At 59.6% G+C, this 16,275-nt stretch carries 12 protein-coding genes; 4 read left to right on the plus strand and 8 right to left on the minus strand.

All coding sequences use genetic code 11. The features are described 5' to 3' along the window. Positions 1-20: 20 nt before the first annotated feature. Complete coding sequence (locus U5A08_RS14015) at positions 21-941, plus strand: AraC family transcriptional regulator (protein ID WP_321852029.1); 921 nt, start codon at positions 21-23, stop codon at positions 939-941. On the opposite strand, the gene U5A08_RS14020 is transcribed toward U5A08_RS14015, so the two are convergent. Both U5A08_RS14020 and U5A08_RS14025 read right to left on the minus strand, forming a co-directional pair. Continuing rightward, positions 938-1,888, minus strand: a complete 951-nt coding sequence (locus U5A08_RS14020) for an alpha-E domain-containing protein (RefSeq protein WP_247399927.1) — start codon at positions 1,886-1,888, stop codon at positions 938-940. The genes U5A08_RS14015 and U5A08_RS14020 overlap by 4 nt on opposite strands. Before the next feature lie 2 nt (positions 1,889-1,890). Then, positions 1,891-3,300 (minus strand): circularly permuted type 2 ATP-grasp protein, encoded by a 1,410-nt coding sequence (locus tag U5A08_RS14025; RefSeq protein WP_247399929.1) that lies wholly within the window; start codon positions 3,298-3,300, stop codon positions 1,891-1,893. A gap of 421 nt (positions 3,301-3,721) precedes the next feature. Here U5A08_RS14025 and U5A08_RS14030 point away from each other — a divergent pair, with 421 nt between their 5' ends. After that, positions 3,722-3,856 carry a hypothetical protein gene (locus tag U5A08_RS14030; protein WP_301294996.1) on the plus strand — a complete coding sequence of 45 codons (135 nt, stop codon included), beginning with the start codon at positions 3,722-3,724 and terminating at the stop codon, positions 3,854-3,856. Between the two features lie 51 nt (positions 3,857-3,907). Here the strand turns inward: U5A08_RS14030 and U5A08_RS14035 are convergent, their stop codons facing one another. The 4 genes from U5A08_RS14035 to U5A08_RS14050 form a co-directional block, all read right to left on the minus strand. Further along, positions 3,908-8,905, minus strand: coding sequence for a glycosyltransferase family 32 protein (locus U5A08_RS14035; protein ID WP_321852032.1), 4,998 nt, complete (start codon positions 8,903-8,905; stop codon positions 3,908-3,910). Positions 8,906-9,126: 221 nt separating this feature from the next. After that, positions 9,127-9,690, minus strand: coding sequence for a GNAT family N-acetyltransferase (locus tag U5A08_RS14040; RefSeq protein ID WP_321852034.1), 564 nt, complete (start codon positions 9,688-9,690; stop codon positions 9,127-9,129). A 100-nt stretch (positions 9,691-9,790) separates the two neighbouring features. Then, complete coding sequence (locus tag U5A08_RS14045) at positions 9,791-10,540, minus strand: helix-turn-helix domain-containing protein (RefSeq protein ID WP_321852036.1); 750 nt, start codon at positions 10,538-10,540, stop codon at positions 9,791-9,793. Between the two features lie 210 nt (positions 10,541-10,750). Next, positions 10,751-11,674, minus strand: coding sequence for a universal stress protein (locus tag U5A08_RS14050; protein WP_253395727.1), 924 nt, complete (start codon positions 11,672-11,674; stop codon positions 10,751-10,753). 243 nt (positions 11,675-11,917) lie between these two features. Between U5A08_RS14050 and U5A08_RS14055 the strand changes: the two genes are divergently transcribed. Then, positions 11,918-12,991, plus strand: coding sequence for an NAD(P)-dependent alcohol dehydrogenase (locus tag U5A08_RS14055; protein WP_253395728.1), 1,074 nt, complete (start codon positions 11,918-11,920; stop codon positions 12,989-12,991). A gap of 12 nt (positions 12,992-13,003) precedes the next feature. Beyond that, complete coding sequence (locus tag U5A08_RS14060) at positions 13,004-14,242, plus strand: MgtC/SapB family protein (protein ID WP_253395729.1); 1,239 nt, start codon at positions 13,004-13,006, stop codon at positions 14,240-14,242. Between the two features lie 7 nt (positions 14,243-14,249). On the opposite strand, the gene U5A08_RS14065 is transcribed toward U5A08_RS14060, so the two are convergent. Both U5A08_RS14065 and U5A08_RS14070 read right to left on the minus strand, forming a co-directional pair. Beyond that, positions 14,250-15,614: a sensor histidine kinase gene (locus tag U5A08_RS14065; protein WP_253395730.1), complete on the minus strand. Its 1,365-nt coding sequence runs from the start codon at positions 15,612-15,614 to the stop codon at positions 14,250-14,252. Beyond that, entirely contained in the window at positions 15,611-16,273 is a 663-nt protein-coding gene (locus U5A08_RS14070; RefSeq protein WP_017845733.1) for a response regulator, read from the minus strand. The genes U5A08_RS14065 and U5A08_RS14070 overlap by 4 nt, the downstream gene beginning before the upstream one ends. Positions 16,274-16,275 lie beyond the last annotated feature (2 nt).

The raw sequence follows: 16,275 nt of genomic DNA on the forward strand, positions 1-16,275 counted from the left end.
GCGATCGTCCGGAGTTTTTTATGGATAGCCTGTCCGACGTGGTGGCACTGTTAAAGAGCCATCGCGCCTATTTCGCCGGCCTCAAGGCTGGCGGCGATTGGGCCCTGGATTTTCCGCCGCCGGAGGGCATCAAGTTCAACGCTGTGGTGGAGGGAAAGTGTTGGCTGGAAGTGGAGGGCATGCCGGTGCCGATCCCCTTGAGCGAGGGCGATTGCTTTTTGTTGACCCAAAACCGTCCCTGGAGGTTGTCCAGCAACCTGGCGCGGGAGGGCGTTGATGCGCGCGAGGTGTATCGTGACGCGGTGGGTGGTATTGCCCGTCTGGGTGAAACTGTGGATTTGTTCCTGATCGGCGGACGTTTTAGCTACGGTGACGACGCCCGGCTATTGCTGGAGGGGTTACCGCCGGTGGTGCGCATCAGTGCCAGGTCCGAGCAGGCCAGCGTTTTGCGCTGGTGCCTGGAACGCTTGGCTCGGGAGTATGCCAGCCCGATGCAAGGCGCGGCGTTGATGACCGAACATCTGGCGCAAATGATGTTGGTGCAGATCCTGCGCCTCTATCAGTCATCCATGGGCGCCAGTACCACGGGTTGGTTGGCGGCGTTGAACGATCCGCGGTTGGCGCCGGTACTGCAGCAAATACACGCCGCACCGGCACGCCGCTGGACCTTGAGCGACATGGCCGGTGTCGCGAGTCAGTCCCGATCGACCTTTGCCCTGCACTTCAAGCGGCGGGTCGGGATGGCGCCCCAGGAGTATCTGACTCGCTGGCGCATGCACCTGGCAGTACAGGCCTTGAGCACTTCGGGCAGTAGCGTTTCCCGTATCGGCCAGTCACTCGGGTATCAGTCGGACAGTGCGTTCAGCAGTGCCTTCAAGCGCCTGATGAACTGCTCCCCTCGGGAATACCGCGAGCGAAAGAGCGCGCCCCTCGATGTCTAAACCACCTCCAGATACGAGCTGTGAATCGCCCGCGCCAACTCGCGTACCGTGTCGATGAATTCCGTCAGGCGGCTGTGCAAGCCTTCTTCGAGGATTTCGTCGATCCCGGTATAGCGCAGCCGCGCTTCGAACTCGGCGGCCAAGCGCTGCGCGGTGCGGCCATAACTGCCCGGCAAGTCCGCCAGAATATGGCTCAGTTCCTCGATGCAGGCATGCAACGAGCGCGGCACATCACTGCGCAACAGCAGCAACTCCGACACCGAGCGTGCGTTCAACGCATTCGGATACAGCTCCGTGTACGCCTCGAATGACGACAAGGCGCGGAGCAGGGCGCTCCACTGGTAATAACCGCGCGCCGACAAGTCGCTGACTTCCTCCGATTCCTCGCCGAACATCTCGTAGCGCGCATCCAGCAGCCGCAAGGTGTTGTCGGCGCGCTCGACGAAGGTGCCCAGGCGAATGAACCGGTAGGCGTCATTGCGCATGATGGTGCCGGACGTCGCCCCGCGAAACAGGTGCGAACGCTGTTTGACCCAATCGCAGAAGTGGCTGATGCCATGCCGCGCCAGCCCGCCAGCGGCGATGCTGCGCATTTCCAGCCAGGTGGCGTTGAGGTTTTCCCACATGTCGGCGGTGATGCGCCCGCGCACGGCATGGGCGTTGCCCCGCGCGGCGCGCAGGCAGTTGTAGATGCTGGCGGGGTTTTCTTCATCGAGGGCGAAGAAGTGCAACATGCGTTCGGCATCCAGTTGGCCGTGGCGCTCCAGGTAGCTGTCCAGGGTGCCGCTGCTGAGCAACGACATCGCCAGTTCGTCGAGGCCATCGCTGCGCCCGGCCTGGGGCATCAATGACAGCGAATAGCTGACTTCGAGCATGCGCGCCAGGTTCTCGGCACGCTCCAGGTAACGGGACATCCAGTACAAATCTGCGGCGGTTCTACTCAACATACTCAGCCCTCGACCACCCAGGTGTCCTTGGTTCCGCCGCCTTGCGACGAGTTGACGATCAACGAGCCTTCGCGCAACGCCACCCGTGTGAGGCCACCGGGTACCAGGCGGGTTTCCTTACCGGACAGCACGAATGGGCGCAGGTCGATATGCCGGGGGGCGATGCCGTTTTCGACAAATGTCGGGCAGGTGGAGAGGCTCAGGGTCGGTTGGGCGATATAGGCGTGTGGACGCGCCTTGATGCGTTGGCGGAAGTCCTCGATCTCGGCCGCCGTGGACGCGGGGCCGACCAGCATGCCGTAGCCGCCGGAGCCCTGGGTTTCCTTGACCACCAATTCCGGCAGGTGGGCCAGCACATGGGACAGCTCATCCGGCTTGCGGCATTGAAACGTCGGCACGTTTTGCAGGATCGGTTCTTCGTCCAGGTAGAAACGGATCATTTCCGGTACGTAGGGGTAGATCGACTTGTCGTCCGCGACGCCGGTGCCGATGGCGTTGGCCAGCACCACGTTGCCGGCGCAGTAGGCCGCGACCAGGCCGGGCACGCCGAGCATCGACTCCGGGTTGAACGCCTGCGGGTCAAGGAACGCGTCGTCGATACGGCGGTAGATCACGTCCACGGCCTTGGGACCGTCGGTGGTGCGCATGAACACCTTGAGGTCATGCACGAACAGGTCGGCGCCTTCCACCAACTCCACGCCCATTTCCCGGGCCAGGAACGCATGCTCGAAAAATGCGCTGTTAAAGCGCCCTGGCGTCAGCACCACCACATTGGGGTTGTCCAGGCGGCTGGCGCTTTTCAGGGTTTTCAACAGCAGGTTGGGGTAGTGGTCTACCGGCGCGATGCGCTGCTTGGCGAATACTTCGGGGAACAGGCGCATCATCATCTTGCGGTCTTCGAGCATGTAGCTCACGCCGCTGGGGGTGCGCAGGTTGTCTTCGAGCACGTAGTAGGTGCCGTCGCCATCGCGCACCAGGTCCACCCCGGAAATATGCGAGTAGATGTCGCGGTGCAGGTCGAGGCCGACCATGGCCTTCTGGTAACCCTCGTTGCCCAGCACCTGGTCTGCCGGAATGATCCCGGCCTTGATGATGCGCTGGTCGTGGTAGATATCGGCAAGGAACATGTTCAGCGCATTGACGCGCTGGATACAGCCGCGCTCGATGACGCTCCATTCACTGGCGGGGATGCTGCGGGGGATGATGTCGAAGGGGATCAGGCGTTCGGTGTCCTGCTCGTCGCCATACAAGGTGAAGGTGATCCCGGCGCGGTGGAACAACAGGTCGGCTTCGCGGCGACGCTGGGCCAGCAGTTCCGGCGGCGTATTGGCCAGCCAGCGGGAGAAATCCTGATAGTGCGCACGGCACACGCCGTGTGCGTCATTCATTTCATCAAAGAAAGATTGAGCCATTCCAGTACCTTGTCAGTGCCGAGGGAAGCGCGGGGGGCACTGCCGCTTTGAAAAACGCATTTTTATGAGCCCGTGGCGCAGGGTGCCATCGGGCCAGGTCCTTACTTTCTTATGGGGTCGGCTCTGGGTCGGGGGGTAACGAATGCTCCTGTATCCGGGCATGGCAGGTGAACGATGAATGGATTAAGCAATGCCTGTGCCGAAACCGGCAAAGCGTCTCTATTCCCTTGTGGCGAGCGCGTTTGCTCGCCACAAGGGAACGGTGTGCGCACTACAACAGTGCATACTTGAACTTGAACGTCTCTGAATGCCCGGCCAGGGATTCATCGGAACTTTAACGACCCGCGCAGGGCCTCATCTTGACGCAGGCCGTGTTCTTCAAAAGAGCTACTCTATGTCAAGGCGATCAGAGGGGACGGTCATGTCAAAAGATGCGGAAGAAGACCTTAACGACCCCGGCAATGAAGACCCGGGGTCGCTGATGGATGATGCAGAAGTGCCGCTCAAGGACCCGGATGAAGCGGAGGACGTTGGCAGCAACGAGCATCAGGACTGATTGCTCATACCCCGCCAGCGTTGGCCGGCTGCCGGTATGAGCATTAGTTGATCATGTTCCGATCCAGGAGTGTTCAGCGCCAATCTTTATTTGGAACTGGTGAAGAAGTGACAGGTAGTGCTCCTTTATTTTTTTTATCTGATTACCCAGCAGGTCCGGCGGAGTAATACCCTTGCTCGCATAATACTGGCGCGCTTCACCTTCAATATCGACTATTGGTCCGGATGAGACCAGTTTACCGTCGACAATCTTTGATTCTTTAGCCAATCCATCGAGGCCCAGATGGTACATGTCAGGTCTTTTTGACTTGAGCACGTCATCAAACATTGTTGGGCCTACCGTCTCGAAAATTTTACCTTCGTAGGTGCGAAATTCAGAGGTGTATTGGATTGCCCCTCCAGGCCCTCTGGTGACGGTCGGGCGGTTGTTTTCAAAGTATGTTTTGTTAGCGGAAAACCGCTGGTTCATCTCCGCGATCATATCGTTGATCACCGGATTGTCAGGCTGTGTCGCAAAGTTACTGGTGTTGTAGAAGGGCTTGTAGTCCGTAATAGTGTGGGCGACGGGTCTGTTAAGCAGAATGTCGTTGGCGCCCGCCTTCAATGCGGTAGTGCCAATATTGACTGGAATCGCATCATCGGTGTCGAGGTAAATGCCACCGTATTTATTCATCAGTGGATAACGGGCGACATCCGAAGTGGCGGCGAGATTTTTGCCTTGGCCCTGGCGAAAGTAGCGGTACATTTCAGTGTCTTTCAATTGTTTGAAAAAATCTTCCCCGTGCAGATTCATGACGCTTAGGTCCGGCGCTTTGGCGTGCAATTGGCTTTTGATTTTTTCAAACATCGCCGGGCTGTCTGCATCGACATGGATAATGGATTTATACCCAGGTGCATTGGCAGAGTTATTCGCGATGTTTTCTATCAGGTTCGACGGGATATCACTGCCAGCCCAAAAATAGTGAATCTGTTTGGGGATGGGCTGAGCATCTTTTGGAACCCGTAGAATTGTCGGGGGAGAGACATCAACATATTTAAACCCGCGCGCATCGATTTTTTTAGCCTTTTTAAACTCACTAAGCGTTCCTCGTTGCCATTTTCCTTTGCCACTCCTCCAGAAGTAAGCCTGGCCTTGGGCATCGTTTGCTGTTTTGAGGTCGCTGGATTTCCACGCGCCGGCATAGCTGTCGAAGGAGATATCATGTTCTACGCCCTTGTAGTTCAGCGAATAGGGGCGTGCTGGGTTTCCCGTCAGGTGGATATCGTCCAGCGGGATTAAGTAGGTATTTTCTCCGGGTTTCCAAGGATTGCCCCCTGCGCCCCCCAGGAGGCGGTCGGTTCTGGAGAGCGGTTCCCATCCGGAAAGCCCTAGATCCCTGACCGGCAGGTCAGGCCCGGTGCGCGCCGGATGCCGGATAACTCGCTGGCCATCCTTGAGGTGTGATTCATAAAACTTGCCATCGATTTTTACATATTCTTTTTTACTGCGACCCACATACACATTGGACTGCAAGCCTTTTGTCGATAACTCTTGGGGGGCAATGTGCTTGACCTCATAACCCAACAAATCGGCGTCCATCGACCTCACGTCACCATTGGCCGCGACCCGGCTCGGTTTGAAATCTGTCAGCGGCGGGCCGAAGGCACGTTTATTGATCGCATCGTAACGATGCCAGTTACCTTGAAACAAAACCACGTTACCTTCGACCGTCTCTTGCCCCACGGTGAATGTGCCGGTTGCTGCCACGCCGTGCTGCTGACTGGCAGTTTTCGCCACATTATTACTGCCGATCGAGTGCAGGCTATCGGGGTCATTCAACCTCGGCGTGTCGACGCTGAAGTTGTCCAACGGCTTGCCGTATGCCTGCTTCGTGAGCGGATCGTAGGCGTACCACTTATTGGTCGCCTCATCGAATTTGCCCAGTGTTTTGCTTTCGCGTGTGCCATTGGCTGCTTTGAATGTGCCTTCGGCGACATCGGTTTTTTTCGCCAACTCAAGTAGATCGACACCTCGGTAAGAGCCGCGCAGATGTTTGACCCCCTTGAACGCTGTGCTGACCCCTTTACGCAGACCGCCCGCCACTCCGCGAGCCAGGTCGGCAACCCCGTCCAATGGATTGAGTGCGCCCACGGTCGCGCGTCCTATAATCTTGGCAACCTGACCCGCTTTGGCAACTGTCGACGCGCCGGCCGCCGCGACTTTCGCGCCTTTTGCCGCGGCGCCCAAGCCGACGGCGAAACCAAAGATATCGAAGGCAAGATCGACAACGCCCCCACCAATATTGCCGTTGGTAAAATTAACGATGGCTGATCGGAACGGGATCAGGTTGAGCGCGATCTCTTCAACGGTCTCATGCAGCGGTACTTCAGCGTCGAAGGTGGTTTTGCCCTTGGCGTACTTCTCCACCGCAGGCAAGTTGATATCCTCTATCAATGCATCAACGATGTATTGGGTTCTAGCGCTACTGAAACTATTAGGTGCGCCTTGTGCATCTTTGTTTTCATGCGTTATCCCCGCTGCAGAGTGACCTGCGGGTTTTACCTGATCAAAACGCTTGCCCGCTTTTATAGAGTGAAGCGTCGGTTCATAGTCCCGATAAGTCTTGTCCGGCAGCTTGGTCACCGTCCCTTTTAGTCGGTCGATTTCATAGGTCATGCGCTGGCCGTTGCGCTCGGTCTCGACCAGCAGAACACCATCTGAAACGCGCCTGGGCTGATCGGCGCGATGGAACTCCATTTCTTTACGGATGGTTATTTTGCCAAACTCCAGATTCTGCCGATCTTCCAGCGGCTGCTTCGAAATAAGGTGTTTGAGCTGCGCAGCGGTCGTTTTTTTGACGGCACTGGAGTAGTCCGGGAACGTCTCGTTGAATATCTTCGTCGGGCGCGGTAGTTCGTTAAGCCGTTCCAGTACATCGTTAATGTTGAACCCGTCCGAGGAGGACACCCATGCGCTGGGACGACCGTCCGGCTGCAGGGTGACGCCGCCAAATGTCAGTAGGTTCACGAAACTACGGCCCGCTTCCCCCCAGTTATCCGCTGAGTCGGGTGCGGCGTTGAGGCCTCGACCATCGATATACATGTCCAGTATCGAGTAAGGCCCGGGGAAGTGCCGGTTGGAAGGCTGCAGGGTGATGGTTTTTTCTTCGAACAGTTTCGGGTCGACGTGAGGCAGGGCTACTTTTAACTGTTCCAGCGCAATGCCCCTCGTCGTCGGCATCTGCCCGATTTGCATTTGCGCAGCTTCTTTCAACTCGCGAATCTGCGCACTGTAGGCCTCGCGGGCAGTCGTCATCGAGGCATCCGTCGACGGGTAATCCATACCGTTGGCAACGGCCCAGTGTTTGATGGCGTCGGTCTGGGCGGCATATTCGACAGTGCGTTCGTCGTCAGAGATCGGCGCAACGCTGGCTTCGAGCATAACGTCTGCATAGCTCATCGACGCGGTGTTTCCCGGCGCTTTGTTTTCGATTCGGGCCGCCGCCGTGGCAAAGCTGACCCAACTGTGGGTGCCCACGACGACGCCTTCCGGAATGTCCTTGATCAGGAATTCCGGAGCCCGGCTGGCCAGCAGCAGGTGAGCCTGAATCATGGCCTTTTGCGGGGATGAGGCGTTGCCTTTGGCGACCAGGTGATCAGCCAGCTCCTGGATAACCGCTGACGGTTTTTTGCCCGAGTTCTCCGCCGAGACCAGCCGATAGCCTTCAATTTGGCCAGGGGCTTGGTGATCGACCTCGTTGCCAGGGACACTGGCGCTTTCGGTGTTCAAGGCCGTGAGCAGCCAGTCAGAAGCGCTGCCTTTGACGCCCCGCGCCTCGAACGCAGCCTGAATCGCTTCACCCAGCGCTTTGCCTCTGGGCGATGCGATCAAGGAATCGATCAGCCGTCGCGGGTTGCTCAGTTCCGCCGGGGAAATTGTCCTGCCGTTCAGCAGATAATCCAGGATATTTTTTGACGGTCCTAAGTCAACATCACCCATTTTGCCTGTGCCAATATCGGCCTTCAGCTGTTGCAGGTCGCCCTGATCCAACGGCTCAGGCCAAGCCAGCGCCCCGCCGAGATTGCCGTGCGCTGGCATCTTGGGCGCCGGGGTCGAGAGGGCGGTCGCGAGGTTCTCCAACTGTTCGTGATCGGTGGGAATATGCCAGCCATGATCTTCCAGGAATTGCACGAGGCTGACCCTGTTCGATTGGCTGGCACCGATGGGTTGGTAGGTGCTTGCCGAAGACAGAGAGATCGTCCTCTTCTTCAGTTCATTCTGGATTTCCCCAGCCGACTTCGCGCCACTGTCCGCGGACGTTGCCAGGTGGCGCAGCTCGCTGACCGCCTCATAGCGGTTGATGATATCGCCCGATACCGCTTTCTGGTCTTGCAGTGCGTCCTCGCTACGCGCACTCATCAAGCCTTCGGAGGTGTTTGGGTCCAGCGGTGTAAAACGTTGCTCTCGACCTATTTCTTCTGCACGCCTGCGCATGGCGGGCGCCGTGAGGTCCTCCCGTTCTTGATAAAAGCGTCCCACGATCCACCTTGAAACAGGCTGGTCGAGAACGGTTGCCGGAGGCGTGATGGTGGTGTCGGCATGGCCCGCGTTGATGACTCGCGCGGCCTTGAGAATAGGGGCGCTGATCGACGCCCAGCGCCTGTCGTCCTGCCCAACGGTGTTTAGCTTCTGTTCGGGGTCAAGCGACCGCTTGAGCCTGAAGGAGATTTGGCCTGATTCCGGTTTGAGCGTTATCGACGTAGGGTCAATGCCTTTATCCCTGATCCACTGAAGGACGTCGGGTGATTGGAAGGCGTCATGTAAACGCCCCCACCACTGACCGAATGTGGAATTGGGCGGGATAGCACTGATTTTGCTGTTTCTTTCGCCATTGGCGGCATGGAACAGCGCAAAGCTATATTCGGCCGCCAACTCACGATCGCCTTCGGTGCGAGCGTCGCCTGTCGGCTCAGTTGGGGCAGGGGCTTCGCGTTTATGTCTGGCGAGTGGCAGGTGGGATGGGTCGAGTGGTTGGGGTGGCGCGGTGATGTGATTGGAAACACTGATCATGAGGTCTGTCGCCTGAGGTTACGAGATTACGCCAGGGCTTGTGCAGCGCCCGTGGCGTTAACCTTGTGTAGCGACGCAGGCTGTCTTGATTCCTTCACTCAGCCAAAAGACGGTTACCCGGTGTTTCCACCTTGAGCGCTGCCGGACAGGCGTTCGGCGCCGACCGGCGCAGTAATAAAAGGCAAGGGCGGCTGGCCGCCCTTTTTACCGGGCTGTGATGCTCAGAGCACCACGCTGCTGATCACCTGGGTAGGGTCATCGGGGTCGGTTACGGTGTGGAAGCCCAGGGCATGGTTCAGTTCACGTAACGGGGCGTTGGTCGCTTCATCGACCGTGTACATCAACGTGAAGCCGTTTTTTCGCGCGGCGGTCATCAGGTGCTGCATCAAAATGCGCCCTAGCCCCAGGTGCTGCCAAGGGTTAGCCACGGTAACCGCGCATTCGCATTCATGCTCCTTGGCTGCGGCATAGCGCGCGACGCCGATCTCGATCAGCTTGCCGTTGTCATGCACCAGAGCAATAAATGCCACACGTTGCTGATTGTCGACGTCCATCAATTGATCGAGCAGGGTCTTGCCGGGCTCGTTGATTTCACCGAGGAAGCGCGCGTGCCGAGACTCTCGGGACAAATTCTTGATGAAGTTATATTCGCGGTCCCGGTCGTCGGTTCTCAACGGACGGATCAGCACATGGCGGCCGTCATCAACCGCTTCGATCCAGTGTTCGTGCGGGACTGCCGCATAGGCGGGAGCGGCTTGCCGGTTGTGCTCTGCAATGGTGGGCATGGTAAGACCTCCAGGTTGGGGCGGCAGGAACAGCGCCCTATTGCGTCGGTTCTACGCCTTTGCTCACCGGTAAATCTGATGTGGATCAGATGAAGCCCTGTTACTCGGCACCATGGCGGTGACAGCCGGCGATAAACGTCTTGAGTTTCGCCATGTCGAGAATCTCGACATTGCGTGCGCTGATATGCACCAGGCCCAGTTTGCGCAACTGCGCAATACTGCGGCACACCGTCTCCAGTCGCAGCCCCAGGTAAGAGCCAATTTCTTCGCGTCTCATGCGCAATACAAATGATCGCGGTGAATAGCCACGCGTACTCATCCGCATCGATATATTCAAGACAAATGCACAAAGCCGCTCGTCGGCGTTCATATTGCCCATCTGCATTAGCATGCCGTGATCACGCACTATTTCGCGGCTCATGATTTTGTTCAAGTTATGTTGCAATGACGGTATTTGACCGGCCAGTCGCTCAAGTTGATTGAAGTGCAGAGGGCACACCTCACTGTCTTCCAGAGCAATGGCATTGCAGGCATGGGCGTCGGCGCTGATGGCGTCGAGGCCGAGCATCTCCCCGGCCATTTGAAAGCCGGTGACTTGTTCACGGCCGTCCATGGACAGTATGCACGTCTTGAAAAACCCGGTACGCACGGCGTAGAGCGAGCGCAACGGATCTGCGGTGCGATACAGCGAAGCACCTTTTTTCACTTTGACGCGTTGTGGAATCAGTGTGTCCAGGCGACCCACTTCGAGATCGGTCAGGCCTATGGGCAAGCACAGCTCTAAAACGCTGCAACTGGCGCAGGTTGTTTTTAAATGTTGAACTTGTACAAGGCTGGGTGTTGACTTCATTGCAAAAGCCTCTTGCACACATATATTCCGATTACTAAACATCCAAACATCGGAGAAAGATAGCTGCAAATTTTATATAGTCGAGCCGCTGATCGCTTTCGCGTGCAATGAGTCTCGCGCCGCCCTCCAGATGAATGTTTTTTGCATGCCCCTCGCTGCGAATGCTACAGCGAGGGGCTGCCAACTGCCGCGTGTGCGATCCGATGACGCTCAGTCGAGCACTTCCGGTTTAACCATCCAGACACTGCATGGCATTTTATACAGTAGCGTTTCGGCGGTGCTGCCGAGCAGGCGCGACAGGCCGCGATGACCGACCCGGCCCATGACGATCACATCGACGTTGTAGGCATCGGCATAGCTGGAGAGCACTTTGGCCGGGTTACCCAGGATCATATGGCGCTGTGCCGGCGGAATACCGTTGCGTGCGGCCAGGTCATTGAAGGCCTTGCCCTGTTCGTCGAACAGCCGTTTGGCGGCCACAGAAGAGAAAAACCCGGCGCCGCTGCCAAACCCATACTCCTGGGCCCCCAGGTCGGACAAGTCATGGGCGTAGATCACTTCTACCTCGGCATCACACGCTGTCGCCAATTTGACGGCTTCATGCAAGATGCGGTCGTTAAGGCTGTCGTAATGCTCGTCGTGATGGAACGGGTCGACGGCCGCTACGATTTTGCGCGGTAACGCGTGCAGGGCCCCGCTGACAAAATGCAGTGGCACCGGGCATTCGCGAATCAGGTGGACGTCCAACGGCGTAAACATCAAGCGCGACAGCAGTGACTCATGCTCCAGCGCCTTGATCACCAACGCCATGGGCTCTTCTTTAAGACGAATCAGGATCTCCTGCAGCGGGCTCTCCACCCAGGCCACTTCGGTGGTGACGGTCAGGCCGAGCTTGCGCAAGGGCCTGGCCTGATCTTCCAGCCACTGGTGATGGCGCTCAACGTAGCCAATACGCATCTGTTCCAGGGCTTGCTCGTTGACCAGACCGGCGGTGGCCAGGCCCTCCAGATAGTCGAAGGCGAGGATGTGCAGCGCGGCACCTTCAGCCTTGGCCAGGGCGGCGGCCCGGTCGAAGGCGGGGCTGTGTTCCATCAGCGGCGAAACCAGCAACAAGTAACGTGCTTGAGCAGACATGGGCAATCTCCCTTGGGTAACCAGCAGATAGCATCGGGCAGTGATGCTTGCCTCTGATCATGGCGCCGGGCGCTGGCGCCGGTTTGACTTGTATCAAGTCGCCTTGAGCCCGGGCAATGTCAGCGACATCCGGTCGGGTGCCGCGATCAATCAGGGGATTGTTGATCATGATCAACTTGCGCGGCGTCACCGCGGTGCAGTCTGAGTGCCATTCAGGCTTTTCCAGACGCAGGAGGTCACGCCATGGCAACCATGAAAGCAGCTGTCTTCGTTGAAAAAAACCGCATCGTCCTCGACGACAAACCCATCCCCGAAGTCGGCCCGCTGGACGCCCTGGTGCGCATCACCACCACGACCATCTGCGGTACCGACGTGCATATCCTGCGTGGTGAATACCCGGTGGCCAAAGGGTTGACCGTGGGCCACGAACCGGTGGGCGTGATCGAGCGGCTGGGTTCCCAGGTGCGCGGTTTCGTTGAGGGCCAGCGCGTCATTGCTGGCGCCATCACGCCCAGCGGGCAAAGTTATGCCTGCCTGTGCGGGTGCGGTTCCCAGGACGGCCCCGACACCCGCCATGGCTTTCGCGCAGCGGGCGGCTGGAAATTCGGCAATACCCTCGACGGCTGCCAGGCCGAATACGTGCTGGTCCCCGATGCGCTGGCCAACCTGTGCCCGATCCCCGATGGCCTGAGCGACGAACAAGTGCTCATGTGTCCGGACATCATGTCCACCGGCTTTTCCGGTGCCGAGCGCGGCGAGGTGAGCATCGGCGATACCGTCGTGGTATTCGCCCTCGGGCCGATCGGCCTGTGCGCGGTGGCCGGCGCCCGGCTCAAAGGCGCGTCGATGATCATCGGCGTCGACGGCGTCAGCGAGCGCATGAACGTCGCCCGCGGCCTGGGGGCTACCCATATCGTCGACTTCAAGAAAGGCGATGTGGTCGAGCAGATCCTCGCGCTGACCGATGGCCGCGGGGTCGATGTGGCCATCGAAGCCTTGGGCACCCAGGGTACATTCGAGTCGGCATTGCGCGTACTGCGTCCCGGGGGCCGGGTATCGAGTCTGGGGGTGTACTCCAGCGACCTGCGCATTCCCTATGATGCATTTGGCGCCGGACTGGGTGACTACAGCATCGTGTCGACCCTGTGCCCCGGTGGCAAGGAACGCATGCGCCGCTTGCTGGCCGTGGTGGCCAGCGGCGGGGTGGATCTGTCGCCGCTGGTCACGCACCGTTTCAAACTCGACGATATCGAGGCAGCCTATGAGCTGTTTGCCCATCAGCGCGACGGTGTGCTGAAAGTCGCGATCACGCCCTGAAGGCGCCTGTAAATGACGCAGACCCTGGGGCTGGCAGGCGCCGCGGCGGCACTGGGCATCGGCATGCTGATCGGCCTTGAGCGCGAGCGCCACAAGGGCGAGGGTGAGCTGCGCGCTTTTGCCGGTCTGCGCACCTATTCCATCACTGCGTTACTGGGTTACGTCGCGCAGCAAGTCGGTGGCGGCCTGTTGCTCGGGCTGATCGCCGGGTGCCTGGCCGTGATCGTCAGCACCGCTTACTGGAAGAGCCGCGACAAAGACCCGGGGATCACCAGCGAAGTCGCGTTGCTCACGGTGCTGGTGCTGGGCGCCTGGTGTGGGGTCGCACCCGAACTGGCCATCGCCATTGGCGTGGTCATGGCCGGCCTGCTGGCCTACCGTGACAAGCTGCACAACTTTGCCCGCAGCCAATTGACCGATGTAGAAATGCGCGATGGCCTATTGCTGCTGGTCGTTGCGCTGGTGGTCTTGCCGCTGGCGCCGGATCGCACTATCGGCCCCTATGGGGCACTGAACCCGCGCACCATCTGCACCTTGACGGTGTTATTGATGGCGGTCGGCGCGGTAGGGCATGTGGCGGTGCGCGCGCTGGGGCCGCGTTATGGCTATGTTGTGGGTGCCATTGCTTCGGGGTTCGCTTCCAGTACCGTGACCGTTGCCGCCATGGGCCACATTGCCGTCAAAGAGCCGGAGCACCTGCGCACCCTGGCGGCGGCGGCCATTCTCTCGAATATTGCGACGGTGACCCAAGTGGCGCTGATCCTCGGCACCGTGGAACCGACGCTGCTGTCGCAAATGGCCTGGCCGCTGCTCGCCGGGTTTGCCACCACCGCGTTGTACGGTGCGTGCCTGATGCTGCGCGCGCCGCCGGCAGGTGCCAGCCAAGCGATCCGGGTGGGCGGCGCATTCGACCTCAAGCTGGCGCTGATCATGGTCTTGACCCTGAGCGGCATTACCTTCTTGTCGTCGCTGATGCTTTATCACTTCGGCCAGGTCGGCGTGATGTTGACCGCCACCCTGAGTGGTTTTGCCGACGCCCACGCGTCCATCGCCTCGATTGCCGCCCTGGCTACCAGCGGCCAGCTTTCCCTGGCGTCTGCGGCCATCCCGGTGTTGCTGGCGGTCAGTTGCAACGCGCTGAGCAAGTGCCTGGTGGCCGGGGTCAGCGGCGGTCGTCGATTTGCGGCCTATGTGATTGCCGGGCAGGTCCTGCTGGTCGGTGCGATGTGGCTGGGCACACTGGTCGGCTAGCGTCGCGTCAACCCGGGATTTCCAGGGTCGCCCGCAGGCCGCCGGCCGCCAGGTTTTCCAGGCGCACCTGGCCTCCCAGGCGATGGGCGATGGTTTGTACGATGGTCAGGCCCAGGCCTGCGCCTTGGGCATTACCACGGCTGTAGAAACGCTCGAACAGCCGTTCGCGCTGGCTCTCGTCGATGCCGGGGCCTTGATCGTCGACGGTGAGCGCGAAACGCTGGGCGTTTTTGCGCAAGCCCACGGTGATCACGCCCTGATCCGGGGAGAAATTCGCGGCGTTGGTCACCAGGTTGGTCAGGGCGATATTGATCGCGGCGGCATCGGTATTTACGGGGTGTGGACCCTCCTCGACGTCGAATACCAGTTCGAGGCCTTTGCTCAGCAGCCACGGCGTCAACTGAATCAGGGTTTCGCGCACCGTGGTCGCCAGGTCGATGGCCTGTATCGGCGGTTGCCCGGCGCCGGGTTCCAGGCGCGCCATGGTCAGCAGTTGGTTGACCAGACGGCTGGTGCGGTCGACGCCAGCGATCAGAAAGGCCAGGGATTCGCGCCGTTCGGTTTCGGTGCCGGCTTCCAGCAGGTTCTGGGCATGCACGCGCAATACCGCCAGTGGCGTGCGCATTTCATGGGCTGCATCGGCAATGAAGCGTCGCTCGCGGCCGAGCATTTCCTGGATCTGCGCCAGCATGCGGTTCAGCGCCGCCTGCATCGGCTCAAGCTCCGTGGGCAGCGGGGTCAGTTGCATCGGTTCGAGGGAGCCGGAATGCCGCGCGCGCAGGGTGGCGGCCATATCGGCCAGGGGCTTTAGACCCCAGCCGATTGCCAGCCAGACCATCGCGGCGAGAATCAGGCTACCCAGTACGTTGGGCCACAAGGTATGCCGCACGATGCGCTGCACCAGGTCGGTGCGCACATCGTCGCGTTCGCCCACCCAGATCCGCAGGCCGTTGTCCTTGTCCTTGAGGACGAAGCCGCGCCATTGACGGCCGTTCAGGTCGTCGACGTTGCTGAAGCCGGGCTGGGTGGGCGCCGGGACAAATGAGGGGGCGCTGGCGGTAAACACCAGCAGTTCGCCCTTGGGGTTCCACACCTGGAAGGCGACTTTGCTTTCATAGGGGTGCCCATCGACCTTGGGCACTGCTTCGCCCAAGGCTTTGTTGAAGGCGCGGTACAGGTCTTCCTGGTCTTGGCTGGCCAACGGCATGCTCATCACGCCCTGGAGCAGGCGGGCGTTCTGTGCCAGTTGTGCGTCATAGACTTCGGCGATTTCGTGGTTGCTGTCATGCAGGTTGAGCACGCTGATCAACAACAGCCCGGCGAGCAGCAGGCCAATGATCAGGGTCAGGGTACGCCGCCGAATAGAAGTCATCCGCGCTCCTCCACCAGGTAGCCGACGCCGCGAACGGTGCGGATCAGCTCGCTGGAGAATTTCTTGCGCAGGTGATGGATATGCACCTCCAGGGTGTTGCTTTCAGCTTCTTCGTTCCAGCCGTAGAGCAACTGCATCAACTGGTCACGGGTCATGACGCGGCCAGGTGGCGACAGCAGTTCGTGCAGCAGCTGATATTCCTTGGGGGTGAGCAACACCGGTTCGCCGTGGTAGCTGACTTGTTGCGTGCTCGGGTCCAGGCAGATGCCGGCGTGTTCGATCATGACCCGCGCACGGCCGGCGCTGCGACGCAGTAACGCGCGCAGGCGCGCCTTGAGCTCGGCCAGGTCGAAGGGCTTGATCAGGTAATCGTCGGCGCCGGCGTCGAGCCCGGCGATACGGTCTTCGGTAGCATCGCGCGCCGTGAGGATCAGCACCGGCAGGTTCGAGCCGCTGTCACGCAGGCGGCGCAGCACCTCCAGCCCATCCATGCGCGGCAGCCCGAGATCGAGCACCGCCACGTCAAAGGTTTCGCTGAGCAGTGCATGTAATGCACTGCTGCCATCTTTGAGCCAATCAACGGTGTAGCCCTCACGTACCAGCGCCTGGTGAATACCTTCACCCAATGCTTCGTCATCCTCGATCAGTAATAGGCGCACGC

This window comes from Pseudomonas paraveronii, assembly GCF_963681955.1.
Taxonomy (GTDB): Bacteria; Pseudomonadota; Gammaproteobacteria; order Pseudomonadales; family Pseudomonadaceae; genus Aquipseudomonas; species Aquipseudomonas paraveronii.